Origin of the sequence: Streptosporangium pseudovulgare, from assembly GCF_014648055.1 — a bacterium.
In the GTDB taxonomy this organism is placed as follows: domain Bacteria; phylum Actinomycetota; class Actinomycetes; order Streptosporangiales; family Streptosporangiaceae; genus Streptosporangium; species Streptosporangium pseudovulgare.
This window is the reverse complement of the sequence record NZ_BMQJ01000008.1, coordinates 63393-86222: the sequence shown is the minus strand read 5'-3', so window position 1 is coordinate 86222 and position 22830 is coordinate 63393. Positions and strand designations below refer to the sequence as shown.

Below are 22830 nucleotides of genomic sequence, written 5' to 3'. Positions count from 1 at the left end.
CGAGTGCTGACTGTCGACTTCGGCCGGCTGCCCGTCGGGCCCGGAACCCGGGTCCTGGACCTGGGCTGCGGCGCCGGACGGCACGCCTTCGAGGTGCTGCGCCGGGGCGCCGACGTGGTGGCCTTCGACATGGACGCCAAGGAGCTCGAAGGCGTCGCCACCATGTTCACCGCCATGGACAAGGCCGGAGAGGTGCCCCCCGGCGCGACGGCCCGGACCGTGACCGGCGACGCGCTCGACATGCCGTTCGAGGACGCGAGCTTCGACCGGGTGATCGCCGCCGAGGTGCTGGAGCACATCCCCGACGACATGGCCGCGATGCGGGAGATCCTCCGCGTGCTCAAACCGGGCGGCCGGGCGGCCGTCACGGTGCCGAGCTTCCTGCCGGAGCGGATCTGCTGGGCCCTCGACGAGGCGTACCACACGGCCCCCGGCGGGCACGTCCGCATCTACACGCTGGCCGAGCTGAGCGCCAAGCTCAAATCCGTCGGCTTCGAGGTCGGCCCCCACCACCACGCCCACGGCCTGCACGCGCCGTACTGGTGGATCAAGTGCGCGGTCGGTGTGAACAACGACGACCACCCGCTGGCCAAGGCGTACCACGAGATCCTCGTCTGGGACATCATGAAGCGCCCGGCCGTCACCCGGATCGCGGAGGCCGTGCTCAACCCCCTCATCGGCAAGAGCGTGGTGCTCTACGTCCGCAAGCCCGCATGAGCGACCCGACGGAACAGGAGTCGCCGCCGGAGCGGGAGCGAACCCGACGCGATGAGCGATCGATGAGATGGGAGCAGGTCGTCCAGACCGCCCGGAGCATCGCGGCCCTGCAGGAGCCCGACGGCGGCGTGCCGTGGCCCGAGGGGCACGTGGACGCCTGGAACCACGTCGAGTGCCTGATGGCGATGAGCGTGGCGGGCCTCACCGAGCCGGTGCGCCGCGGCTACGACTGGCTGGCCCGCACCCAGCGGGCCGACGGTTCCTGGCCGATGAAGCTGGTCGGGGGCCGCGCGGCCGAGCACGGCGGCGAGTCCAACCACGCCGCCTACGTCGCGGTCGGCGTCTGGCACGAGCTGCTGGTCACCGGCGACGCGGGCTTCGCCCGCGGGATGTGGCCGGTCGTCCGCGCCGCACTGGACTTCGTCGTCGGCCTGCAGACCACCCGGGGCGAGATCGTCTGGGAGCGTACGGCGAGCGGCGAGCCCGCCGGGTACGCCCTGCTGACCGGGTGCGCCTCCATCCACCAGGGACTGCGCTGCGGCGTGCTGCTGGGCGAACGCCTGGGCGACCCGCAGCCCGACTGGGAGCTCGCGGCCGACCGGCTCGGCCACGTCCTCGCCGCCCACCCCGAGGCGTTCGCCGACAAGAGCCGCTTCTCGATGGACTGGTACTACCCGATCCTCGGCGGCGCCGTACGCGGCGCGGCCGCCCGGGCGCGGCTGGCCGAGGAGTGGGACACGTTCGTCGTACCGGGCCTCGGCATCCGCTGCGTCTCCGACCAGCCGTGGGTGACCGGCGCCGAGTCGTGCGAGCTGGTGCTCGCCCTGGACGCCGTGGGCGACCGGGAGCGGGCGCTGCGGCTGTTCGCCGACATGCAGCACCTGCGGCACGAGGACGGCTCCTACTGGACCGGCTGGCAGTTCGTGAACGGCAGGCACTTCCCGCACGAGCGCTCCGCCTACACCGCCGCGGCCGTCGTGCTCGCCGCCGACGCGCTGGACGGTCACACCCCCGCCGGGGGCGTCTTCCGGGACGCGGGCGGGTACGCGACGGACCGCCCCACGGCGGGCTGCGGGTGCAGCCACGCGGGCTCCCGGGCCTGATCCGTCCCCGGGCCTGACCCGTCCCCGGCCCCGCGGTTTCCCGGGCCCGGTCAGATTCCGGCTCCACAGGCTCCCGCACCGACCCGCACCCGCCCCGCGGGCCCCGTACCCGATCCGTTTCCGACCCCCCGGCCTGGTGTTTTCTTTGCCAGGCACCCGAAACGCGGTACTTGAAGGCCCGGATGCGTGTTACTACGTTCGGGCCTGTGAGCGATGCCGAGGGTACCCGGATAGCGACTCAGAGCGACAGGGTCGGCATGTCCCGGGCGGAGACGTTCCCTGACGCGAAGAAGATCCCCGCGGACCCCGCCCCCGAGACGGGACGCGTCCCGGTGCCGCGCACGACCCCCGGCCGGCACCGGGGGCCTCTTTCGAGGAAGGAGAAGGAGGCGCTGGCGGAGGCGGACACCGGCGTCATCCCGATCCTCGACCTCTTCGAGGACACTGACGACCACCCGTCCGCCGGCGATCGCCCGGCCTCCGGCCCCCGTCGGGCCCGCGACCCCGTTCCGCTCCCCGAATCCCGTCCGGACCGGAGCGCGAACGCGGGCGCCGGGCCCCGATCCACGCCCTCCACCGGGTCTTCCGCCGCTCCTTCGGCCGGCCTCCCCGTCGATCCCTCCGCCGGACCTCCAGCCGACGTCCGTACGGCGCAGGCGTCCGTCGCTGAGCGGGTCCACGCGTTCCTGCCGGAGTCGCTCGGCCCGGACACGTGGGATTCGCCGCCGCCGTCGGCCGGTCCCGCCATGCCGGGACCGCCCAGGCCGTGGAGCCTGGCCGGGCTGTCGCTGTGGCGGGCGGGCGTCCGGAGGGCCTGGACGCGGCGGAACCGGTATTCATGACCGCCGCCGGGGAGGAGCGCGACGCCACCCTCGTCCACGGCGCCGGAACCGCCGGGGTCACGGGGAGGGCCGGGGTCTCCGGAATCCCGCCCGCGCGGGCGCGGCGGACGGCGCTGCGCTGCCTCGCCGGCTCGCTCACTCTGGTGACCGTGCTCGGGCATCTCGTCCCCGGCTTCGAGCAGCCCTGTCTCGCGCCGATCGCGGGCGCGGCCACCGGGGTCGCCGCCGAACTCGTGCTGGAGAGCCTGGACGCGTGGGCGTGCCTGCGCCGGCCCCGCTACCTGAGCCCCCGGAGCGGGCGGGCCGGCGGGACGCTCGACTTCTTCCTGCCGTCGTACGTCACCGGCCTGCTCTGCGCGATGTTCCTGTACGGCGACGGCCGCCTGTCCCCCGTGGTGCTGGCCACGCTGGTCGGTGTCAGCGGCAGGTACGTCTTCCGGTTCCGCTGGACGGGCGGCCCCGTCCTGAACCCCGCGGCCCTCGGCACGGCCACGGTGCTGCTGTCGTGGACCGGTGCGGCGTCACCGTACCGGTTCACCGCGGGGGTGCCGGAGCCGTTCGACGTGGTGGCTCCGCCGGTCGTGCTGGGCCTGGGGGTGGCGCTGCACGCGGGGCTGACCGGCAGGCTGCCGGTGCTGGCGGGCTGGGCCGGCGGGTTCGCCGCGCAGGCCGTCGTGCGGGGCGTCCTGTCCGGCGTCTCGGTGATGGACGCCCTGCTGCCGGTGACCGGCGTGGCCTTCGCCCTCTACACCGTCTACGTGGTCGCCGACCCCGACACGACCCCCGCCGGCCGGCGCGCCCAGGTCGTGTTCGGCGCGGCCACCGCCGCGGTCCACGGCCTGCTGGTCGTGCTGGGCGTCGCCCACGGGCCGTTCCTCGCCCTCGTGGCCGTCTGCGCCTGCCGCGGCGCGGCCCTGGCCGTGCGGAACCGGGTACGGCGCCGCGCGGGCAGGGCCCTCACCGCCTCCTCCGCGGCCCGCTCGGCGGTCTCCCCCGGGACGGCTCCCGCCGCTTCCGCTCCCACGGCCTCCGCGGCTACGGCGGTTACGGCGGAACCACGATGAGCCACGGGACGGGCGGGACGGACGGGGACGGACGGGGGCGGTTCCTGGCCGGGGCGCGCACCCACGTGCCCGGGGTGGAGCTCGTCGCCGACAGCCGCCTCTCCCTCGCCGACGACCCCTATCTGGACGACTACCGCGTCGACGGCCGCGCGACGCTCCCCGCCGTGGTGGCCCTGGAGGCCATGGCGCAGGCCGCGGGCGCGCTGGCCGGGCGGCCGCCGGACGAGATCACGCGGATGGCGTTCGACCGGCCGGTGGTCGTGCCCGACGACGGCGGCACCCTGATCCGGGTGCGCGCCCTGCGGTGCGGGCCGCTGATCGAGACGGTGCTCTGCTGCGAGGAGACGGCCTTCCACGTCGACCACTTCCGCGCCGCCTTCCCGGTGGAGCCGACCGACGGGACGCTGGAGGTCCCCCGGCTCGGCCCGGACGGTCCCCCGCTTTCGGCCGCCGACCTGTACGGCACGGCCGGTCTCCCCGGCGGCCCGGCGCGCTTCCCCACCGGCCGGTTCCGCCGGGTCGTCCGGCTCACCCTCACCGGGCCGCGGAGCTGCCGGGGCGAACTGCGGGGCGACGACTCCCTGGGCTGGTTCGGCCCCGGGTACGGCAGGCCGGTGCTGGGCAGTCCCGGGCTGAACGACGCGGTGATCCACGCGTTGCAGGCGTGCGTGCCGCATCGTCGGCTGCTGCCCTCGGGCGGCGAGCGGCTGCTGGTGCGGCCCTCGCAGGGGGACGTGCGGCTGCACGCCGCCGGGCGCGACCACCGAGGGGACGAGCACGTCTGGGACGTCACCGCGACCGACGTGCGGGGCCGGCTGGTGGTGGCGTGGACCGGCCTGCGGCTGCGGGAGGCGGACCCGGCGGGGTGGACGCCGCCGGAGCCGGCCGCGGAACCGGCGGCGCGGGAGGACGCCGCCGAGGCGGAGGCGGAGAGGGGCCGTCAGCCGATGCCGGGGCCGACCCTCTCCAGTACCCGCAGCGAGCCGGTGTGCCGGACCTCCTTGAACGCCCCGGAGGCGAGCACCCGTTGGTAGACCCGGTACGGCGCCTGCCCGCCGTCGGCCGGGTCGGGGTAGATGTCGTGGAAGACGAGCGCGCCGCCCGGCGTGACGTGCGGGGCCCATCCCTCGTAGTCCTTGGTCACCGGCTCCTCGGAGTGCCCGCCGTCGATGAAGAGCATCCCCAGCGGGGTGTTCCACAGCGCCGCGACCCGGTCGGAGGGGCCGACGACCGCGATGACCTCCTCCTCCAGGCCGGCCGCGGCGATCGTCTGGCGGAAGGTGGGCAGCGAGTCCATCTTGCCGAAGCGGTGGTCCATCAGCGAGGGGTCGTGGTACGGCCAGCCGGGCTGGATCTCCTCCGAGCCGCGGTGGTGGTCGACGGTGACGACGACGGAGCCCGCCTGACGCGCCCCCGCGCCGAGGTAGATCGCGGACTTGCCGCAGTAGGTGCCGATCTCGCAGATCGGGCCGCGCGTGCCGTACTCGGCGGCGGTCTCGAAGAGGGCGAGGCCCTCGGCGTCGGGCATGAAACCCTTGGCGCGCCGGGCCGCGTTCCGCAGCTCGGTCGGCATGGTCGGGATGCTCATCGAGGCAGCCTACCCAGAAGCGGCATCATCCCGACGAAAACCCCGTCACACCGCGACGACTCCGGAAACCGAACAACATTCCAAACAACCCTTGCCCGCCCCTGTGCCCCGTGTTCTACTTTCCACCGTGAACCAGCGCGCCCGCATCACGATGGCGGAGGACGAGGTCACGGCCTTCGTCGCCGCGTCGCGGAAACTCCAGCTCGGCACGATCAACCCGGACGGGACGCCGCACCTGGTGACCATGTTCTACGGGCTGACCGGCGGCAGGATCTCCTTCTGGACGTACGGCAAGGCCCAGAAGGCGCGCAACATCGAGCGGGACGCGCGGGTGACCTGCCTCATCGAGGCCGGCGAGGACTACTTCGACCTGCGCGGCGTCCTGCTGTACGGCACCGCCCGGCGGATCGGCGACCCCGAGGGCGTCCTCGGCGTCGGCATGGACGTGGCCCGGCGGATGGCCGGGATGCCCTCCGACGAGGAGGCCCTGCGGGGGTACGTCGCGGAGACCGGCCGTAAAAGGGTCGCCTTCGTCGTCGAGCCCGTCCGGGTGGTCTCCTGGGATCACCGTAAGCTCGCCTCACCGGCATAGGAGGCCCTCTGTGAGAATCACCGTCGACTACCTGGTCTGCGAGGCCAACGCCGTCTGCACCGGCCTCGCCCCCGAGGTCTTCGAGCTTGACGACGACGACCAGCTGCACGTGCTGCTGCCCGAGCCGCCCGCGGAGCTGTCGGACCGGGTCCGGCACGCCGCGCGGTCCTGCCCCAAAGCCGCCATCTCCTTGAAGGAGAGCTAGGAGGATCCCCCATGCGTGGTGCGCTTCTGCACGCCGTCGGCGACGACAAGCTGGACATCCGCGACGACTTCACCCTCACCCCGGTGGGCCCGACGGACGTCCGCATCAAGATCAGGGCGACCGGCGTGTGCCACTCCGACCTCTCGGTGATCAGCGGCGTGCTGCCCATGCCGCTCCCGATCATCCCGGGGCACGAGGGCGCCGGAGAGGTGGTGGAGATCGGCGACCACGTGACCTCGGTCCAGCCGGGTGACCGCGTCATCGTCAACTGGACCCCGGCCTGCGGCCACTGCGCCAACTGCCTGGTCGGCCAGCCGTACCTGTGCATGACCTACATGATGGAGAGCTTCGTCAACGCCCGGTTCCGCTACGGCGGCGACACCCCGGCGTTCGGGATGGCCGGGTGCGGCACCTGGTGCGAGGAGATCGTCGTGCCCTGGCAGGGGGCGGTCAAGGTCGATCCGGAGATCCCCTACGAGATCGCGGCGCTGATCGGCTGCGGCGTCACGACCGGCGTCGGCGCGGCGCTCAACACCGCCAAGGTACGGCCCGGCTCGACGGTCGCGGTGGTCGGCGCCGGCGGCATCGGCCTGTCGATCATCCAGGGGGCGCGGATCTCCGGCGCGACCACCATCCTGGCGATCGACCCGCTCGAGTCCAAGCACGAGCTGGCGAAGAAGGTCGGCGCCACGCACGCCGTCACCCCCGACCAGCTCCAGGACGCCGTCGCCACGCTGACCGGCGGCCACGGGTTCGACCACGGCTTCGAGGCGGTCGGCAAGTCCGCCGCCATCATGACCGCCTGGCAGGCGACCCGGCGCGGCGGCGACATGATCGTGGTGGGCGCGGGCGCCGTCGACGACATGGTCCCGCTGAGCGCCTTCAACCTCCTGTTCGAGGGCAAGAACATCCTCAGCTCGATGTACGGCGGATCCGACGTCCGGCACGACTTCCCCTTCTTCGCCAAGCTGTACAAGGCCGGCAAGCTCGACCTGGAGAGCATGATCAGCGCCCGGATCAGGCTCGCCGACCTCAACGACGCCGTGGCCGCCCTGCGCGGCGGCGAGGTCCTGCGCCAAGTGGTCGTCCTGGACTGACGCCCTGGGCTGACCGCCTCACGGGAACGCCGCCGGCGAGAGGGCCCCTCACCGGACCCGCTCGTCGTCGGCCCGTCAGCCACGGTCGCGCGGCAGCATGAGGGCCGCGGCCGTGGTGACCACCAGCATCACGGCCGCGACGCACAGGGCGACCCGCAGATCCACGATGAACTCACCCCGGTCCGCGGCCAAGGTTCCGAAGGCGGCCACGGCGAGCGCGCCGCCCGTCTGCCGGAAGGAGTTCAGGATCCCGGCGGCCGTTCCGGCCCGGTCCGCGGCGATGTCGTTCAGCAGGACGGCGGTCAGGGAGGGCACGACGAGACCCATGCCGAGGCCGGCCGGGACGAGCATCGCCGCGATCACCGCCCCGCCGGTCCCCTCGTCCGTCCAGAGCAGGCCGGACATCGCCAGCGCGAAGACCGCCTGCCCCAGGGCGATCGGCATCCGCGGCCCGAAGCGTGCCGCGGCCCTGGCCGAGGCCAGGTTGGCTCCGGCGATCACGGCCATCATCGGCAGGAACATCAGCCCCGCGCTCATGGCGGACAGGTTCAGGATGTCCTGGAAGAACAGGCTCAGCACGAACACCAGCCCGTAGAACGCGGCGTTGACGACGAAGCCGATCACGACCGAGACCGTCACCGTGCGCGAACGGAAGAGACCGAGCGGGATCATCGGCGCGGCGGTGCGCGCCTCGATCACGACGAACGCGGCCGCCGCCACCGCGGCGAGCCCCAGGCAGCCCAGCACCACGGGCTCGCCGAAACCGTTCTCCCCTCCGTCGATCACCCCGAAGGTGAGCGCCGCGAGCGCGATGACCGCCGTGAGCTGGCCGTACGGATCGAGCGGCGCGACACCGCGCGGCGAGCGCTCCGCGCGGGCCAGCACCACGAGGGTGACGACGCCGATGGGCAGGTTGACGACGAAGATCGCCCGCCAGCCCAGGGTGCTGGACAGCACCCCGCCGGCCACCGGGCCGGCGGCGACCGCGACGGCTCCGCCGACGGCCCACAGCGCGATGGCCCGCACCCGTTCGGCCGCGTCCGGGAACGCCTGACGGACGAGGGCCAGCGAGGAGGGAAGCATGATCGCCGCGGCGCTCCCCTGAAGCAGGCGGGCGGCGATCAGCTCGCCCAGCCCCGGTGCCAGTCCGCAGGCCGCCGAGGCGACCGTGAAGACCGCGACGCCGGCGCCGAACGCGCGGCTCGCCCCGACGCGGTCGGAGAGCGTGCCCGCGGAGAGCAGGAGCGCGGCGAACATCAGCGTGTAGGCGTCCACGATCCACTGCAGTCCCGCCGTGCCGCCGCCGAGGGCCCGCCCGATCCCGGGCAGCGCCACGCTCATCGCCATGGCGTCGAGGTTGAGCAGAAAGGCGCCCATGAGCGTGGTCGCCAGGATCAGCTTCGGCCCGGCCGTGCGTCGCCGGGCGCCCTGTGACGCGCGGACCGGTGCGAGAGGAGTCATCCGTCCAGGCTGGTGCGACTCGCGGGGGCGAGGCAGACCGCGGTCTTCCGGGGTGCGCCACAGGGGGTGTGACAGGGCCTGGCTCCGGGCCGGGAACGTGCCCACCCGCTGACAAAATGGCGATATGACCGAGTTCGGGAAGTTCCTGCTGGCTCGCCGTGGCGGCATACGCCCGGAAGACGTCGGGCTGCCCCCCGGAACCGGCACACGCCGTACGCCGGGTCTGCGCCGGGAGGAGCTGGCGGCGCTGGCCGGTGTGAGCATCGACTACTACGTACGCCTGGAACGCGGCAAGGAGACCCGCCCGAGCCCCTCCGTGGTCGAGGCGCTGGCCGACGCGCTCCGCCTCAACGAGGAGGAGCGCGGCTTCCTGCGTGAGCTGGCGGCGCGGGCGGCGCGGCGCGCGCCCGAGCCCCGCCCCCTGCCGTCGCGGCGGGTCCGCCCGACCGTCATGCGGCTTCTGGAGACGCTCCGGCCCAACCCGGCGTACGTCGTGAGCCGCACCAACGATCTGCTGGCGGCCACTCCCGGGGGCCTCCGGCTGCTCCACGGCATCACCGACTGGCCGGAGCGGCAGCGGAACACCATCCGGTACACCTTCCTGCACCCGGCCGCCCGGGACCTGTGGACGGACTGGGAGCGGAAGGCCAAGGGATGCGTCGCCCAGCTGCGGGCGCTCGCCGGCACCGATCCGGACGCCCCGGATCTCGCCTCACTCGTGGGTGAGCTGATCGTCAAGAGCCCCGACTTCAACCGGCTCTGGGAGCGGTACGAGGTGTGCACGATCGGCGACGGCACCAAGACGCTCCGGCACCCGGAGGTCGGCACGATGACGCTCTCGCACGAGGGGCTGTCCCTGAACCGCGCGCAGGGCCAGCGCCTCATCGTCTACATGGCGCCGCCCGGCAGCCCGGACCACGACGCGATGACGCTTCTCGACCTCGCCGCCTCCGGTCCGTCCGGCGGTTCCGGCGGGACGGCGCCCCTCTCACCCTCCCGGGGACAGGGCTAGTCGTCCGGTCCCGGTCCCGGACCGGCCGAGGTCGCACGCCGGATCGCCGAACGGGTCCACGCCGCATCGGCGACGGCCGCCTGATCGAGTGGCGGCACGTGGGAGCGGGGTGCCGCGGTGCCGGTACGGCCCGCGGCCCTCGCCCGTGCGGACGAGCGGCGCGGGCCGTACCGGCGGGAGCCCCTATTCGGTGGAGAAGGCGGCGTCGAAGGCCGCGGCCGGCGGGGTGATCGCGTTGAGGGCCCGGATGAAGGCCAGCGCGTCGGGCGCGCCGTCCAGCCGGTCCATGCCCGCGTCCTCCCACTCGATGGAGACCGGCCCGTCGTAGCCGATCGCGTTCAGCGCGCGGAAGCAGTCCTCCCAGGGCACGTCGCCGCGGCCGGTGGAGACGAAGTCCCAGCCGCGGCGCAGGTCGGCCCAGGCCAGGTGCGAGGCCAGCCGGCCGCGCCGGCCGTCCCCGGTGCGAACCTTGGCGTCCTTGCAGTCGACGTGGTAGATCCGGTCGGCGAAGTCCAGGATGAACCCGACCGGGTCGATCTCCTGCCAGACCATGTGGGAGGGGTCCCAGTTCAGCCCGAAGGCCGGGCGGCGGCCGATCGCCTCCAGCGTCCGCACGGTGGTGTGGTAGTCGTAGGCGATCTCGCTGGGGTGCACCTCGTGGGCGAAGCGCACCCCCGCCTCGTCGAAGACGTCCAGGATCGGGTTCCACCGGGCGGCGAAGTCGGCGTAGCCGTCCTCGATCATCGACGGCGGCACCGGCGGGAACATCGCCACGGTGTGCCAGATGGACGAGCCGGTGAACCCGACCACCGTGTCCACGCCCAGCTTCGCGGCGGCGCGGGCGGTGTCCTTCATCTCCTCGGCGGCGCGCCGCCGCACGCCCTCGGGCTCGCCGTCGCCCCAGATCCGCGCGGGCAGGATACCCCGGTGCCGCTCGTCGATGGGACTGTCGCAGACGGCCTGGCCGACCAGGTGGTTGGAGATCGTCCACACCTTCAGGTCGTGCTTGGCCAGCGTCTCCTTCTTACGCTCGACGTAGGAGTCGTCGGCCAGGGCCTTGTCCACCTCGAAGTGGTCGCCCCAGCAGGCGATCTCCAGACCGTCGTAGCCCCACTGGGCGGCCAGCCGGCACACCTCCTCGAAGGGCAGGTCGGCCCACTGCCCGGTGAACAGCGTGACGGGTCGGGTCATGATTCCTCCTCGGGGGTCTGGGGGACGGCGTCCGGTACGGCGGCGCCCGCGCGCGGGACGTCCTCCACCGCGGTGAACCGGCTGTCGTCCGCCGCGCTCGCCTCGACCGCGGCCAGCACCCGCTGCACCCGCAGGCCGTCGGCGAACGACGGCGACGGCGCCCGGCCGGCGGCGACCGCCTCGACGAAGTCCTTCACCTCGTGGGTGAAGGTGTGCTCGTAGCCGAGGCCGTGGCCGGGCGGCCACCACGCCCCCGCGTAGGGGTGGTCGGCCTCGGTCACGATGACCCGGCGGAAGCCCGCCTCGGACGCGGGCAGGGTGTGGTCGTGGAACCACAGCTCGTTCATGGCCTCGAAGTCGAAGGCCAGGCTGCCGGCCGAGCCGTTGATCTCCAGGCGCAGCGCGTTCTTGCGGCCGGCGGCGAACCGGGTCGCCTCGAACGACCCCAGCGCCCCGCCCTCGAAGCGGCCGATGAACAGCGCGGCGTCGTCCACGGTTACCTCGCCGGTCTCCCGCGCGGCGCCGCCCGCGGACAGCCCGGCGGAGCCCTCGGCCAGCGGGCGGTGCTTGACGAACGTCTCGGTCAGCGCCGACACGCCGGTCAGGCGGCGGCCGGTGACGAACTGGGCGGTGTCGATGATGTGCGCGCCGATGTCGCCCAGCGCGCCGGACCCGGCCATGTCCCGCTGGAGCCGCCACACCAGCGGGAAGTCCGGGTCGACGATCCAGTCCTGGAGGTACTGCGCCCGCACGTGGCGCAGCTCCCCCAGGCGGCCCTCGGCCACCCACCGGCGGGCCAACGCGACGGCCGGGACCCTGCGGTAGTTGAAGGCGACCATGGCGTGCACGCCGCGGGCCGCGGCGCGCTTCGCCGCCTCGGTCATCGCCTCGGCCTCCGCCACCGTGTTGGCCAGCGGTTTCTCACAGATGACGTGCTTGCCGGCCTCCAGGGCGGCGATCGCGATCTCGGCGTGCGAGTCGCCCGGGGTGCAGATGTCCACCACCTGCACGTCGTCGCGGGCGACGAGGTCGCGCCAGTCGGTCTCGGCCGCCGCCCAGCCCAGGTCGCGGGCGGCGGCGGCCACGGACTCCTTCGACCGGCCGGCCAGCGCCGCCATCACGGGCCTGACCGGCAGGTCGAAGAACGCGCCCGCGCTGCGCCACGCCTGGGAGTGGGCCCGTCCCATGAACGCGTACCCGACCATGCCGATCCCCAGCGTCGGCCTGTTGTCGGCGGCCATCAGGACTCGAACCCCAGCGGCAGATACTTGTCGACGTTGTCCTTGGTGACGGTCTCCGACGCCAGCGTGATCGACTGCGGCACCCCGTTCTCCACCAGGTCGCTCATCCCCTTGCCCTGCGCGATCAGGCGGGCCAGCTTGATCGCCGAGGACGCCATCGTGGGGCTGTAGGTCACCGTCGCCTGCAGCACGCCGGAGCCGGCCTGGATCTCGCGCATCGCGTTGGCCGATCCGGCGCCGCCCACCATGAAGAACTCGTTCCGCCCGGCCTCCTTGATCGCGGCCAGTACCCCGACCCCCTGGTCGTCGTCGTGGTTCCAGATCGCGTCGATCTTCTTGTGGGCCTGCAGCAGGTTGCTCGCCACCTTCGTGCCGGACTCCACCGTGAACTGCGCGTCCTGCTTGGCCGTCACGGAGAAGCCGTACGTCTTCAGCGCGTCCTCGAAGCCCTTGCTGCGGTCCTGGGTCAGCGGCAGCGTCGCGATGCCCTGGATCTCCAGGATCACCGGGTTCGACACGCCCTTGTCCTTGAGCGTCTTACCGATGTGGTGGCCGGCCGCGACGCCCATGCCGTAGTTGTCGCCGCCGATCCAGGTCCGGTACGACAGCTTGTCGGGGAACACCCGGTCCAGGTTGATCACCGGGATGCCGGCGTCGGCGGCCTGCCGGGCGACCTGATTGAGCTGCTGGCCGTCGTTGGGCAGGATCACCAGCGCGTTCACCTTCGCCGCGATCAGCGACTCCACCGCCGAGATCTGCGCGTTGATGTCGTTGGTCGGCTCGACCGGCTTGAACTCCACGTCGGAGTACTGCTTGGCGGTGCTCTCGGCGTTCTTGGCGATCGCGGCGATCCAGCCGTGGTCGGCGGCCGGCGCGGAGAAGCCGATCACGACCTTCTCGCCGGGCTTGTCGTTGTCACCGGCGGGTGCGGGCGCGGCCGGGGGCGAGGTGGCCGCCGTGCCTGCCGGGGTGTTGCCGGTGCAGGCCGTGACCAGCGCCCCGGCGCCGATCGCCGCGCCGCCGAAGAGGATCCCCCGGCGACCGACTGGTGTGGACATGGTTGTTCTCCTTGCTCCCGTGGGGGGTGGGGGGTGTCGCGGACGGGGACGGCACGGCGGGCCGTACGGCGCCGCGGGCCGGATGGTGTCGCGGGCCGTACGGCCGGCGGCGCCGGTCAGGTCGGTGAGCGCAGGCTGCGCCGCTGCAGCAGCACGGCCACCACGATGATCAGCCCCTTGGCGATGAGCTGGTCGCTGGTGTTGAGACCGTTGAGGATGAACAGGTTGGTGATCACCGTGAAGATCAGCAGGCCGAGGATCGAGCCGACGATCGAGCCCCGGCCGCCGGTCAGCAGCGTGCCACCGATGATCACCGCGGCGATCGCGTCCAGCTCGTACAGGTCGCCGTGGGTGGAGGAGCCGGTGGTGGTCCGCGCCATGATCAGCACGGCGGCGATGCCGCAGCACAGCCCGGACAGCGCGTACAGCCACATCGTGTGGCGGCGCACGTCGATGCCGGCCAGCCGGGCGGCCTCGGGGTTGCCGCCGACCGCGTAGGTGCGGCGGCCGAACGTGGTGCGGTTCAGCAGGATCCAACCCGCCGCCACCACGACCGCGAAGATGTAGACCAGCACCGGGACGCCGAACACCCGCGTGGTCGACAGGTCCACGATGGCCTGGTTGCCCTGCTGGACGAGCTGGGTCCTGCGGTCCGACATCCGCTGGGCCAGGCCGCGGGCGGCCACCAGCATGGCGAGCGTCGCGATGAACGGCACCAGCCGCCCGTAGGCGATCAGCAGGCCGTTGACCAGTCCGGCGCCGGCGCCGACCAGCACCGCGCACACGATCATGACCAGCGGGCCGTACGACTGGGTGGCCAGCGTGGTCGCCCACACCGACGCCAGCGCCATGACGGCCCCCACCGACAGGTCGATCCCGCCGCCGATGATGACGAACGTCGCGCCGACCGTGATCACGCCGATCGTCGCCGCCAGCGACAGGATGCCGACCAGGTTGGAGGCGCTGGCGAAGGCGTCGGGGACGGTGACCAGGCCCACCACCGCGAGCAGCGCCAGGGCGGCGACCAGTCCCAGGTGCGGCACCTCCCCCAGCCGGGACAGCCGGGCCGCCGGTGGGGGCGCGGGCCTGGGGGCGGCGGCGCCGGGGGCGTCCGGTCCGGCCGGTGGCCCGGCGACGTCCACGGGACTCGCGGGGCTCGCGGGGCTCGCGGGGCTCGCGGGGGCCCCGCCCTGCGATTCGGTCACAGCGCACCGCCTTCCATGATCATGTCAAGCACTCGATGTTCGTCCAGGTCGCGGGCGTCACCCTGGTGGATGACCGTTCCCTCGCGGATGACCAGCACCCGGTCGGCCAGGCCCAGCACCTCGGGCACCTCGCTGGAGACCAGCAGCACCCCGATGCCCGAGTCGGCCAGCTCCCGGATGACGGCGTACAGCTCGGCCCGCGCGCCCACGTCCACGCCCCGGGTGGGCTCGTCCAGCAGGAGCAGCCTGCGCTCGTTGAGCAGCCAGCGGGCCAGCACGACCTTCTGCTGGTTGCCGCCGGACAGCGTCTTGACCGGCCGGTCCGGGTCGCCCGGCCGGACGTCCAGCCGCTCGACGAGGGCGCGGGCGTCGGCGGCCTCGCGGCGCCGGTCGAGCCAGCCGAGCCGGGAGTAGCGGCCCAGGCCGGCCAGCGAGATGTTGCGGGTCACGCTCTGGTCCAGCAGCAGCGCCTGGGACTTGCGCTCCTCGGGGGCGAGGCCCATGCCGAGCCGTACGGTGCGCCCGGTGCCGCCCCGGCCCACCGGCCGTCCCTCCAGCAGGACGTTCCCGGTGAAGCGGCGCGCGCCGTAGACGGCCTCGATGATCTCCGAGCGGCCGGAGCCGACCAGCCCCGCCAAGCCGACGATCTCCCCGGCCCGCACCGAGAAGGAGACGCCGGCGAGGACGCCGGGGACGGCGAGGTCCTCGACGCGCAGCACCTCCGGACGGTCCTCGTGGCTCCCGGGGTCCGGCCGGGGCGGGAAGACGTGCTCCACGGACCGGCCGGTCATCAGCGAGACGATCTCGCCGGTCGGGGTGGTCTTGGCGGGCAGGCCGACGGCCACCGTGCGGCCGTCCTTGAGCACCGTCACCCGGTCGCCGATCTCGCGGATCTCCTCCAGCCGGTGGGAGATGTAGATCACCGCGACCCCCTGGGCGGTCAGCTCCCGGATGATCCGGAACAGGTTCGCCACCTCGTCGTGGGCCAGCGCCGCCGACGGCTCGTCCATGACGATCAGGCGGGTGTCGCGGGACAGCGCCCGCGCCATGCTCACCACCTGCTTGGCCGCCGGGGACAGCCGGCCGACCTCGGTGCCGGGGCGGATCTCGCCGTGTCCCAGCCGAGTCAGCAGCCCGCGCGTGGCGCGGCCCGCCTCGGACCGTCCGACGAATCCCAGACGGGACGGCTCGTGGCCGAGGAAGACGTTCTGCGCCACGGTCAGCCCGTCGACCAGGTCGAGCTCCTGGTAGATCGTGGAGATGCCCAGCCGGATCGCGTCGATCGGGCTCGCCGGGCGCACCTCCTCGCCGCCGAGGGTGACGACGCCCTCGTCGGGCCGGTGCGCGCCGGCCAGGACCTTGATCAGGGTGGACTTCCCGGCGCCGTTCTGGCCGAGCAGGCAGTGCACCTCGCCGGGCAGGACCTCCAGGTCGACGCCGTCGAGCGCGCGCACGCCGGGGAACCGCTTGACGATGCCCTTCATCTGCAGCAGGGGGGTGACGGCGGACATGGAACCTCGCTGGGGGTCGGGGGTCTGACCGCATCTGGAGCCGGTGCAGCAGAAGGTAACTCCCTTCTTCCCGGCTTGTGAAGACCTTTCGCCGAAAGTCACCGAACTTTTGCAGAAATCCGCAAAAGTCCGGCGGGCCGTGCGGGTGGGGGCGTGCGAACCCCCGAAAACCGCTTCTGAACAGCGAAAAGGGCGCCCCGGCTGGGGCGCCCTTCGGCAGGCGGACGTCAGAGTACGGATGGCGGCACGGGCCGCACGGAGGTCAGGGCGCGGCCCGTGTGAACCGCAGGAACATGATCGGAGAACGGCCGGAGCGAGGTCAGAGCATGGCCCGCAGCGACGCCCCGGCCTGCTCGCCGAGGGTGGTCGGGGTGAGGTACGGCTGCTCGGCCATGATCGCCTGCCAGTTGTCCCGGATGTCCTCGACGGTGTGGTCCTCCTGCCGCCAGCCGGGCCCCTCGGCCACGAACACCCGGGCGATCCGGCCCGCGCCGACGCTGAAGACCTCGCCGCTGGTCTCGCAGGACTCGTGCGCCAGGTAGGCGACCAGGGCGCTGACCCGGCCCGGCGTGAACCTCTCCTCGAACTCGGCCGGCAGCAGCGACTCGGTCATCCGGGTCCAGGCGATGGGCGCGATCGCGTTGGCCCTGATCCCCGCCCTGGCGCCCTCGATGCCGAGCGTCTTGGTGAGGCCGACCAGCCCCATCTTGGCGGTGGAGTAGTTGGCCTGGCCGAAGTTGCCGAACAGTCCGGCCGGCGAGGAGGTGTTGACGATCCGCCCGTAGCCCTGCTCCTTGAGGTGGGGGAAGGCGGCCCGGGTGACCAGGAACGAGCCGCGCACATGGACGGCGAGGACCTGGTCGAACTCCTCGACGCTCATCTTGCCGAAGGACTTGTCACGCAGGATGCCCGCGTTGTTGACGACGATGTCCACCTTGCCGAAGGCGTCGATCGCGGTCTGCACGATCGCGGCGGCGCCCTCCGGGGTCGCGACGTCGTGCGTGCTGACGACGGCCTCCCCGCCGTTCTTGGCGATCAGCTCGGCCACCTCGGCGGCCGGACCGGCGGAGGAGCCGGTGCCGTCCAGCGTGCCGCCGAGGTCGTTGACGACCACCTTCGCGCCGCGCTCGGCCAGTGTCAGCGCGTGCGAGCGGCCGAGACCGTGCCCGGCACCGGTGATGATCGCCACCCTGCCGTCGAACCGCAGCTCCGTCATCCGGACTCCCTGGAGAATATAGTTCTGTTTTTCGCACAATATCCGTCAAAGCCGTCTAATGCCATCTTTCATCCGCCAGATCACCTCTCCAGAAGCCCGCCCGACGCATCTCCGGAAGCCCGCCCCGCGCCTCTCCCGCACGATCCTCCGACCCTCTCCCGGGATCAGGAGAAGACCCCGCCGGGCGCCCGGAAAACGCGCCCGAAGTGAAACCATCGTGGATAGTGAGCGGACATGTGAATTTCTGCTAAAGTTTCTGCCCCCGCACAGGGCGAGGGTCATTGATGGCGCTCCTCCGACCGCACCCCCGCCCACAGAACCGGGCTGGAGGCATGGCATGGCCACACAGCCGCCCCTCCGCGTGGTCCAGTGGGCCACCGGCGCCGTCGGCCGCTACTCGCTGCGCAGTCTGATCACCCGCCCCGAGTTCGAACTGGCCGGGGTGCTCGTCTACGACCCCGACAAGGCCGGGCAGGACGCCGGGACGCTCGTCGGCCTCTCCGAGACCGGCGTCATCTGCACCGACGACGTCGACCGCATCCTCGCCCTGGACGCCGACTGCGTGCTGCACATGCCGCTGCCCGCCGCGTTCTTCGGCGAGGGGAGCGCCATCGACGACGTCGAGACGATCTGCGCCCTCCTCGCCTCGGGCAAGAACGTCATCACCACCACCGGCTTCGTCTACCCCGCCTGCCACGGCCGCGGCCTGGTCGACCGCCTGGAGGCCGCCTGCCACCGGGGCGGCGCCTCGCTGCACGGCACCGGCATCAACCCGGGCTTCATGAGCGACATGCTGCCCCTGGCGCTGAGCGGCCTGTCCAGCCGGATCGACCACATCTACGTCCGCGAGTCGTCCGACTTCCGGGGCCACCCGTCCCGCCAGATCGTGGTGGACCTGTACGGATTCACCCGCTCGGCCAAGGACTACGCCGCGGCGGTGCGCCCGTTCCGCGTCCTGCAGCGCTCGCTGTTCGCCGAGAGCGTCCAGCTCGTCGCGGGCCACCTCGGCGTGACCCTCGACGAGGTGGAGGAGAGCGACGAGTTCGAGCTCGCCACCGAGGAGTTCGAGATCGCCGCGGGCCCGGTACGGGCCGGCACGGTGTGCGCGTCCCGCTGGACCTTCAGCGGGCTGGTCCGCGGCCGTCCCTTCATGACCGTGGAGTGCGTCTACAAGGCCGACTCCACCAGGGTGAGCCGCTGGTCCGACCCGGGGTTCACCGTGCACATCGAGGGCGTCCCGCAGATGACGCTCGCCGTGGAGGAGATGTCCCACGGCCTGGCCGGGGCCGCGGCGCACGCCGTCAACGCGGTGGCCGCCGTCTGCGCGGCCCCGCCCGGCATCCGCACCATCCTGGACCTGCCCCTCACCACCGGCCGGGGCACCGTACGGCTCGCCTGACGGGCACCGTACGGCCCGGCCGGCGGGCACCGTACGGTCCGGCCGACGGAGGACGTTCCCGCACCGTCCATAAATGAAATGAAATAGGTGATATTTGGGGATAATCGCCTTTTATCGACGGACCCGGTGGTGACACGGCCGCACCCGCGGCGCGTCGGCCCGGTACGGCGCTCGTCCAATTCCGGAACCGGCGCGCTTATCCCCGGAGAGCCGCTCCCACCGCGTTCGGCGCCCGCCACCGATGTCCTTTCCGGCGTCCGTTTCCCGTCCCGGGGACGCGACCCGGGACGGGGCTCAGAACAGCCAGTCGAGCAGGCCGCCGCGCCGCTCCCTCTCGGGCGGCGGGTTCTGGGCCGGCACGGTGGTCTCGGCCGGCCCGGAGGGCTGCTCGGGCTGGGAGGTCTGGGAGGTCTGCTCGGGCGCGGTGCTCTGCCGGGAGTCGGGCGTCTCGGCCGACGGGGCGGAGGTGACGCGCGGCCGGTGGTCGATGTCGCGCTGTTCCTCGCGTTCCCGGGTGGGCTCCGCGGTGTGCCTCGCCGTCGGCGTGGCGCGCGCCGGTTCCGGGCGGGGCTCACTGGTCCGGGGCGCGGCGGAGCGGGAGGTCTCCGGCGCGGCGGTGGCCCGCTCCTCGGCGGGGGGCGGCGTGGTCTCCACGGGCCGCGGCCGCTCCTTCACCGCCTTCGTCGGCGCGTCGGCGGGCGCCTGGGGCACCTCGGCCTTCACGCACCGGCCGTTCGCGGAGCACCCGGCGTCGGGCGTCGAGTCGCCCATGGACGACAGGAACCAGCCCCCGGCGAGACCCACCGTCACGACACCCGTGACGGCCGCCAGCAGGAGCCTGCCCCGGCGCCGGGGTCCACCGTCGCCATCGGGTCCCCACATCGCGATGGCCACGTCACGGTCGGAGTCCCGCTCCGCTGTGGCCGCCGCGTCGTGGTCGGGTGTCCACTCGGCCGTGGATGATCCGTCCGTTCCGGCCGTTCCGTCCGCCCTGATGGCATCGAGCTCCGTGAGCTCGTCACGCCGGTCGTCATCGGGCGTCAGGTCCGGGGAACCGGTGCGACGGGCCGCCTCGGGTTCCGAGAGCCCCGCGGGCTCCGTGCGCTCCGTGCGCTCCGGGAACTCTTCCCCGCCGCCGGCCGCTCCCCGCTCCTCCACCAGGACCCATCCGTCCGACAGCACGTCCCCCGCCGGGGGCGCCGCGTCCTGCGGCCGCGCGATCGGTTCGATGGGACCGGTCCGCTCGCGGGCGTCCTCGTCGTACGGTTCCTGATCGGGATGGTGCCGCATGACATACGGTCTGGACAGGTTCTCCGGTTCCACAGCGTCCCTCTCCGGGATGAATTTCGGTCCTGGGATTTCCTAGCAGACTCCACAGGGATCTGTCCGAAAAATCCACCCGTATCGGTGACCGCCGTCGATGGCACCGCGTCATCGCCGGGAGGCGTCGCGTCCCGGTCCGGGGACGCCCGCCCGCGGCTCAGGAATGCGGGACGAAGTGGCCGAAGCGGCCGCGATGGTAGAGGAGGGGCAGCCCCCCGGGATCGATGTGGGCCTCGGCCACCAGGCCCACGACCAGCACGTGGTCACCGATGTCCACGGTCGAGTGGGGCTCGCACACCAGGTGGGCCGACACCCCGGCCAGCAGCGGCACCCCCGGTGGGGCGAGTTCCCAGACGGTGGGGGCGGCGAAGCGGTCGACGCCCCGGCTCGCGAAGCGGGCGGCCAGCTCCGCCTGGTCGCCGGCCAGGACGTTCACCGCGAAGCAGCCCGCCTCGCGGAGCCTGGGCCAGGTCCTCGACTCCCGGCCGACGTAGAAGGAGACCAGTGGCGGCTCAAGGCTGACCGAGGAGAACGAGGTGGCCGTCAGCCCGACGGGACCCTCCTCGCACTGCGCGGTGATCACGACGACCCCCGCCGCGTGCAGGGCCAGCGCCCGCCGGAACCGCTGGGCGTCGATCGCCCGGCCTGAGATGGCCTCGGTCACCGTTCCTCCTCGTCTTCTCCGACGTCACGCCCGCCCGCCCATAACCCGGTACCAGCGCCATATCTTCCCGAAGTGTGGTAAATCTCCCCTGAATCGGATGTCCGAGAGTGGACCGGGACCGACCGCGCCGGGCGTCGGCGGTGCGGGCGGGCGGCCGTCACCCGGGCGGGGACCGCACCGGGAAGGCGGTCCCACACCGCGCCCCGGGCTCAGGCGCCGCCCGGCCGGGGACGGCGTCCGGCGGGGGACTCAGGCGGGGAACCAGAGATCGGGCTCGCCGGCGATCCGGCGCAACCGCCCGGCGGTCTCCAGCCACACCAGGTGCGCCAGCGTCTCGTTGTTGGCCCCCCGCCGCATGTACGACGGGATGCTCTCCCAAGGCCGCGACCACGTCAGCCGGGTCGCCGTCTCCCAGCAGGAGATCCCGTCCGCCGCGCCGACCACCGCCTCGATCTCGGCCAGCCGCTCGTGATGGTGGGCGATCACGTCGCCGACCCGGCCGGCCAGCTCCAGGAAGCGGTACTCGTGCGCGGGCAGCACCTCCTCCACGTCGAGCCGGCCCACCGCCGCCAGCGCCTCCAGGTAGTCGGCGAGCGGGTTGGGCCCGGACTGCGGGTGGACGGCGACGATCGGCGTGATCCGGGGCAGCACGTGGTCGCCGGAGAACAGCAGCCGCCGCTCCGGCTCGGCGAAGCACAGGTGGCCCGGCGAGTGGCCGGGCGTCCACACCGCCCGCAGATCCCAGCCGGGCAGGTCGAGGCGTTCGCCGTCCTCGATCAGCCGGTCGGGCTTGGCCATGCTCACGAAGCGCCGGATCATCATGGAGGCCCCGGCCAGCTCGTCCAGGGACGGCTCCGGCACCCCGGACCGCGCCAGCAGGCCGCGCTCGCGCCGTACGAGGTCGCCGACCAGGCTCTCGTCGTAGCGGCCGGGCAGCAGCCGGGCGTCCGCCGGATGCAGGCCGATCCACGCGCCCGACGCCTCGCGGACCCGCCCCGCCAGCCCGTAGTGGTCGGGATGCATGTGGGTCACCAGGACCGCCCGGACGTCGGTGATCTCGTATCCGGCGACCCCCAGCCCGGCGACCAGCGCGTCGTACGCCTCGTCGGTGTCCCACCCGGCGTCCACGATCGCCACCCCGCCGGGGAGTTCGAGGGCGTAGACCAGCACGTAGCGCAGGGGGTTGATCGGGATCGGCACCGGGATCGACCACACCCCCGGCCGCACCCGCTCCACCTCGGGGAAACCCCCGCTCCGCCACGCCTCGCGCTGGGCCTCGCTCGCCGGGGTCACCTTCTCTCTCCTCATGTCCCGCCGCATCTCCCGCCTCTCCCTTCGTCACCCCGACTCTCCCGTGATTCTGCCGGGTTACCGAACGATGTTCTACTGCGGTGCCGTACGGTCGGAAGCATGGACCTGGCACGCGAGACCTCCGACACCGGGCGCTTCGTCCGGCAGCCGAACCGGTTCACCGCGCGGATCGAGGAGGGCGGGGAGCACCCGCCCGAGCCCGGCCGCTACCGGATCTACGCCTCCTACGCCTGCCCGTGGGCGCATCGCTCGCTCATCGTGCGCGAACTCCTCGGCCTCCAGGACGTCGTCGGCGTGACGATCGTCGACCCGATCCGCGACGAGCGGGGCTGGCGGATCCCCGGCGGCGACCCCGTCACCGGCGCGGAGTTCCTCTCCGAGCTCTACCTCGCGACCGATCCCGGCTTCGAGGGCCGCTACACCGTGCCCTGCGTCTGGGACGCCAAGGCCGGGGTCCTGGTCACCAACGACTACCCGCAGATCACGCTGACCCTGGAGACCGCCTTCGCGCCCTGGCACGCCGAGGGCGCCCCCGACCTGTACCCGGCCGCGCTGCGCGCGGAGATCGACGAGCTGAACGACCGGATCTTCCACGGCCTCAACAACGGCGTCTACCGCGCCGGGTTCGCCACCTCGCAGGACGCGTACGAGGAGGCGGTCACCGACGTGTTCGACACGCTCGGCGCGCTGGAGCGGCGGCTCGCCGACCGCCCCTACCTGCACGGTGACGCCCTCACCGAGAGCGACGTACGGCTCTACCCGACGCTCGCCCGGTTCGACGCGGTCTACCACTCGCACTTCAAGTGCTCGGTGCGGCGGCTGACCGACCATCCGGCGCTGTGGGCCTACGCCCGCCGTCTGTACGCGATCCCGGCCTTCCGCGACACGACGGACTTCGACCACATCAAGCGGCACTACTTCGTGACGCAGCGGAACATCAACCCCACCGGCATCGTTCCCCGCGGCCCCGAGATCGACTGGACGGCCCCCTGACCGCCGGACCGACCCGCACCCGCCGCGACGCCGGCGG

General features: G+C 72.9%; 21 protein-coding genes. 10 read left to right on the top strand and 11 right to left on the bottom strand.

The genetic code is table 11. The features are described 5' to 3' along the window. Nucleotides 1–3: 3 nt before the first annotated feature. The 4 genes from IEZ10_RS17325 (at nucleotide 4) to IEZ10_RS17310 (ending at nucleotide 4760) form a co-directional block, all read left to right on the top strand. Nucleotides 4–717, top strand: a complete 714-nt coding sequence (locus IEZ10_RS17325; RefSeq protein WP_179825110.1) for a class I SAM-dependent methyltransferase — start codon at nucleotides 4–6, stop codon at nucleotides 715–717. 62 nt (nucleotides 718–779) lie between these two features. Then, nucleotides 780–1820 carry a prenyltransferase gene (locus IEZ10_RS17320; RefSeq protein WP_189247547.1) on the top strand — a complete coding sequence of 347 codons (1041 nt, stop codon included), beginning with the start codon at nucleotides 780–782 and terminating at the stop codon, nucleotides 1818–1820. A gap of 838 nt (nucleotides 1821–2658) precedes the next feature. Further along, complete coding sequence (locus tag IEZ10_RS17315; protein ID WP_189247546.1) at nucleotides 2659–3726, top strand: enediyne biosynthesis protein UnbU; 1068 nt, start codon at nucleotides 2659–2661, stop codon at nucleotides 3724–3726. After that, nucleotides 3723–4760 carry a polyketide synthase dehydratase domain-containing protein gene (locus IEZ10_RS17310; protein WP_189247545.1) on the top strand — a complete coding sequence of 346 codons (1038 nt, stop codon included), beginning with the start codon at nucleotides 3723–3725 and terminating at the stop codon, nucleotides 4758–4760. The genes IEZ10_RS17315 and IEZ10_RS17310 overlap by 4 nt, the downstream gene beginning before the upstream one ends. Here the strand turns inward: IEZ10_RS17310 and IEZ10_RS17305 are convergent. Beyond that, nucleotides 4667–5314, bottom strand: a complete 648-nt coding sequence (locus IEZ10_RS17305) for a class I SAM-dependent methyltransferase (RefSeq protein ID WP_229811365.1) — start codon at nucleotides 5312–5314, stop codon at nucleotides 4667–4669. The genes IEZ10_RS17310 and IEZ10_RS17305 overlap by 94 nt on opposite strands. 127 nt (nucleotides 5315–5441) lie before the next feature. Here IEZ10_RS17305 and IEZ10_RS17300 point away from each other — a divergent pair, with 127 nt between their 5' ends. Genes IEZ10_RS17300 through IEZ10_RS17290 form a run of 3 tightly spaced genes read left to right on the top strand, consistent with a single transcriptional unit; the run spans nucleotide 5442 to nucleotide 7208 of the window. Then, nucleotides 5442–5906 carry a pyridoxamine 5'-phosphate oxidase family protein gene (locus IEZ10_RS17300; RefSeq protein ID WP_189247544.1) on the top strand — a complete coding sequence of 155 codons (465 nt, stop codon included), beginning with the start codon at nucleotides 5442–5444 and terminating at the stop codon, nucleotides 5904–5906. A 10-nt stretch (nucleotides 5907–5916) separates the two neighbouring features. Further along, nucleotides 5917–6111 (top strand): ferredoxin, encoded by a 195-nt coding sequence (locus IEZ10_RS17295; protein ID WP_179825122.1) that lies wholly within the window; start codon nucleotides 5917–5919, stop codon nucleotides 6109–6111. An 11-nt stretch (nucleotides 6112–6122) separates the two neighbouring features. Further along, entirely contained in the window at nucleotides 6123–7208 is a 1086-nt protein-coding gene (locus IEZ10_RS17290) for an alcohol dehydrogenase catalytic domain-containing protein (protein ID WP_189247543.1), read from the top strand. 75 nt (nucleotides 7209–7283) lie between these two features. Here IEZ10_RS17290 and IEZ10_RS17285 read toward each other — a convergent pair whose 3' ends face one another. Continuing rightward, a complete protein-coding gene (locus IEZ10_RS17285; RefSeq protein WP_189247542.1) occupies nucleotides 7284–8669 on the bottom strand; it encodes an MFS transporter in 1386 nt (461 codons plus the stop codon). 124 nt (nucleotides 8670–8793) lie between these two features. Between IEZ10_RS17285 and IEZ10_RS17280 the strand changes: the two genes are divergently transcribed. Further along, nucleotides 8794–9681: a helix-turn-helix transcriptional regulator gene (locus IEZ10_RS17280; protein ID WP_189247541.1), complete on the top strand. Its 888-nt coding sequence runs from the start codon at nucleotides 8794–8796 to the stop codon at nucleotides 9679–9681. A gap of 183 nt (nucleotides 9682–9864) precedes the next feature. On the opposite strand, the gene IEZ10_RS17275 is transcribed toward IEZ10_RS17280, so the two are convergent. From IEZ10_RS17275 to IEZ10_RS17250, 6 genes are all read right to left on the bottom strand, one after another. After that, nucleotides 9865–10872: a sugar phosphate isomerase/epimerase family protein gene (locus IEZ10_RS17275; RefSeq protein ID WP_189247540.1), complete on the bottom strand. Its 1008-nt coding sequence runs from the start codon at nucleotides 10870–10872 to the stop codon at nucleotides 9865–9867. Next, complete coding sequence (locus IEZ10_RS17270) at nucleotides 10869–12113, bottom strand: Gfo/Idh/MocA family protein (RefSeq protein WP_189247539.1); 1245 nt, start codon at nucleotides 12111–12113, stop codon at nucleotides 10869–10871. The genes IEZ10_RS17275 and IEZ10_RS17270 overlap by 4 nt, the downstream gene beginning before the upstream one ends. Beyond that, nucleotides 12113–13171, bottom strand: coding sequence for an ABC transporter substrate-binding protein (locus IEZ10_RS17265; protein ID WP_189247538.1), 1059 nt, complete (start codon nucleotides 13169–13171; stop codon nucleotides 12113–12115). The genes IEZ10_RS17270 and IEZ10_RS17265 overlap by 1 nt, the downstream gene beginning before the upstream one ends. Nucleotides 13172–13287: 116 nt before the next feature. Continuing rightward, nucleotides 13288–14376: an ABC transporter permease gene (locus IEZ10_RS17260; RefSeq protein ID WP_189247537.1), complete on the bottom strand. Its 1089-nt coding sequence runs from the start codon at nucleotides 14374–14376 to the stop codon at nucleotides 13288–13290. Next, nucleotides 14373–15887 carry a sugar ABC transporter ATP-binding protein gene (locus tag IEZ10_RS17255; protein ID WP_189247536.1) on the bottom strand — a complete coding sequence of 505 codons (1515 nt, stop codon included), beginning with the start codon at nucleotides 15885–15887 and terminating at the stop codon, nucleotides 14373–14375. The genes IEZ10_RS17260 and IEZ10_RS17255 overlap by 4 nt, the downstream gene beginning before the upstream one ends. 319 nt (nucleotides 15888–16206) lie before the next feature. Then, nucleotides 16207–17103 carry an SDR family oxidoreductase gene (locus tag IEZ10_RS17250; RefSeq protein ID WP_189247535.1) on the bottom strand — a complete coding sequence of 299 codons (897 nt, stop codon included), beginning with the start codon at nucleotides 17101–17103 and terminating at the stop codon, nucleotides 16207–16209. 337 nt (nucleotides 17104–17440) lie between these two features. On the opposite strand from IEZ10_RS17250, the gene IEZ10_RS17245 reads away from it, so the two are divergent. Beyond that, complete coding sequence (locus IEZ10_RS17245) at nucleotides 17441–18502, top strand: NAD(P)H-dependent amine dehydrogenase family protein (protein WP_189247534.1); 1062 nt, start codon at nucleotides 17441–17443, stop codon at nucleotides 18500–18502. A 294-nt stretch (nucleotides 18503–18796) separates the two neighbouring features. Here IEZ10_RS17245 and IEZ10_RS17240 read toward each other — a convergent pair whose 3' ends face one another. The 3 genes from IEZ10_RS17240 to IEZ10_RS17230 form a co-directional block, all read right to left on the bottom strand. After that, nucleotides 18797–19792 (bottom strand): hypothetical protein, encoded by a 996-nt coding sequence (locus tag IEZ10_RS17240; RefSeq protein ID WP_189247533.1) that lies wholly within the window; start codon nucleotides 19790–19792, stop codon nucleotides 18797–18799. 190 nt (nucleotides 19793–19982) lie between these two features. After that, nucleotides 19983–20489 carry a flavin reductase family protein gene (locus IEZ10_RS17235; RefSeq protein WP_189247532.1) on the bottom strand — a complete coding sequence of 169 codons (507 nt, stop codon included), beginning with the start codon at nucleotides 20487–20489 and terminating at the stop codon, nucleotides 19983–19985. Nucleotides 20490–20738: 249 nt separating this feature from the next. Then, nucleotides 20739–21782, bottom strand: a complete 1044-nt coding sequence (locus IEZ10_RS17230) for an MBL fold metallo-hydrolase (protein WP_229811364.1) — start codon at nucleotides 21780–21782, stop codon at nucleotides 20739–20741. A 117-nt stretch (nucleotides 21783–21899) separates the two neighbouring features. On the opposite strand from IEZ10_RS17230, the gene IEZ10_RS17225 reads away from it, so the two are divergent. Beyond that, nucleotides 21900–22793, top strand: a complete 894-nt coding sequence (locus IEZ10_RS17225) for a glutathione S-transferase family protein (protein ID WP_189247530.1) — start codon at nucleotides 21900–21902, stop codon at nucleotides 22791–22793. The last annotated feature ends 37 nt before the right edge of the window (nucleotides 22794–22830 follow it).

Coding starts and splice junctions, on each gene's coding strand:
- IEZ10_RS17320 (WP_189247547.1), top strand. CDS start 780: ATGAGATGGGAGCAGGTCGTCCAGACCGCCCGGAGCATCGCGGCCCTG.
- IEZ10_RS17315 (WP_189247546.1), top strand. CDS start 2,659: ATGACCGCCGCCGGGGAGGAGCGCGACGCCACCCTCGTCCACGGCGCC.
- IEZ10_RS17310 (WP_189247545.1), top strand. CDS start 3,723: ATGAGCCACGGGACGGGCGGGACGGACGGGGACGGACGGGGGCGGTTC.
- IEZ10_RS17305 (WP_229811365.1), bottom strand. CDS start 5,314: ATGAGCATCCCGACCATGCCGACCGAGCTGCGGAACGCGGCCCGGCGC.
- IEZ10_RS17290 (WP_189247543.1), top strand. CDS start 6,123: ATGCGTGGTGCGCTTCTGCACGCCGTCGGCGACGACAAGCTGGACATC.
- IEZ10_RS17285 (WP_189247542.1), bottom strand. CDS start 8,669: ATGACTCCTCTCGCACCGGTCCGCGCGTCACAGGGCGCCCGGCGACGC.
- IEZ10_RS17280 (WP_189247541.1), top strand. CDS start 8,794: ATGACCGAGTTCGGGAAGTTCCTGCTGGCTCGCCGTGGCGGCATACGC.
- IEZ10_RS17275 (WP_189247540.1), bottom strand. CDS start 10,872: ATGACCCGACCCGTCACGCTGTTCACCGGGCAGTGGGCCGACCTGCCC.
- IEZ10_RS17270 (WP_189247539.1), bottom strand. CDS start 12,113: ATGGCCGCCGACAACAGGCCGACGCTGGGGATCGGCATGGTCGGGTAC.
- IEZ10_RS17265 (WP_189247538.1), bottom strand. CDS start 13,171: ATGTCCACACCAGTCGGTCGCCGGGGGATCCTCTTCGGCGGCGCGGCG.
- IEZ10_RS17255 (WP_189247536.1), bottom strand. CDS start 15,887: ATGTCCGCCGTCACCCCCCTGCTGCAGATGAAGGGCATCGTCAAGCGG.
- IEZ10_RS17250 (WP_189247535.1), bottom strand. CDS start 17,103: ATGACGGAGCTGCGGTTCGACGGCAGGGTGGCGATCATCACCGGTGCC.
- IEZ10_RS17245 (WP_189247534.1), top strand. CDS start 17,441: ATGGCCACACAGCCGCCCCTCCGCGTGGTCCAGTGGGCCACCGGCGCC.
- IEZ10_RS17240 (WP_189247533.1), bottom strand. CDS start 19,792: ATGCGGCACCATCCCGATCAGGAACCGTACGACGAGGACGCCCGCGAG.
- IEZ10_RS17225 (WP_189247530.1), top strand. CDS start 21,900: ATGGACCTGGCACGCGAGACCTCCGACACCGGGCGCTTCGTCCGGCAG.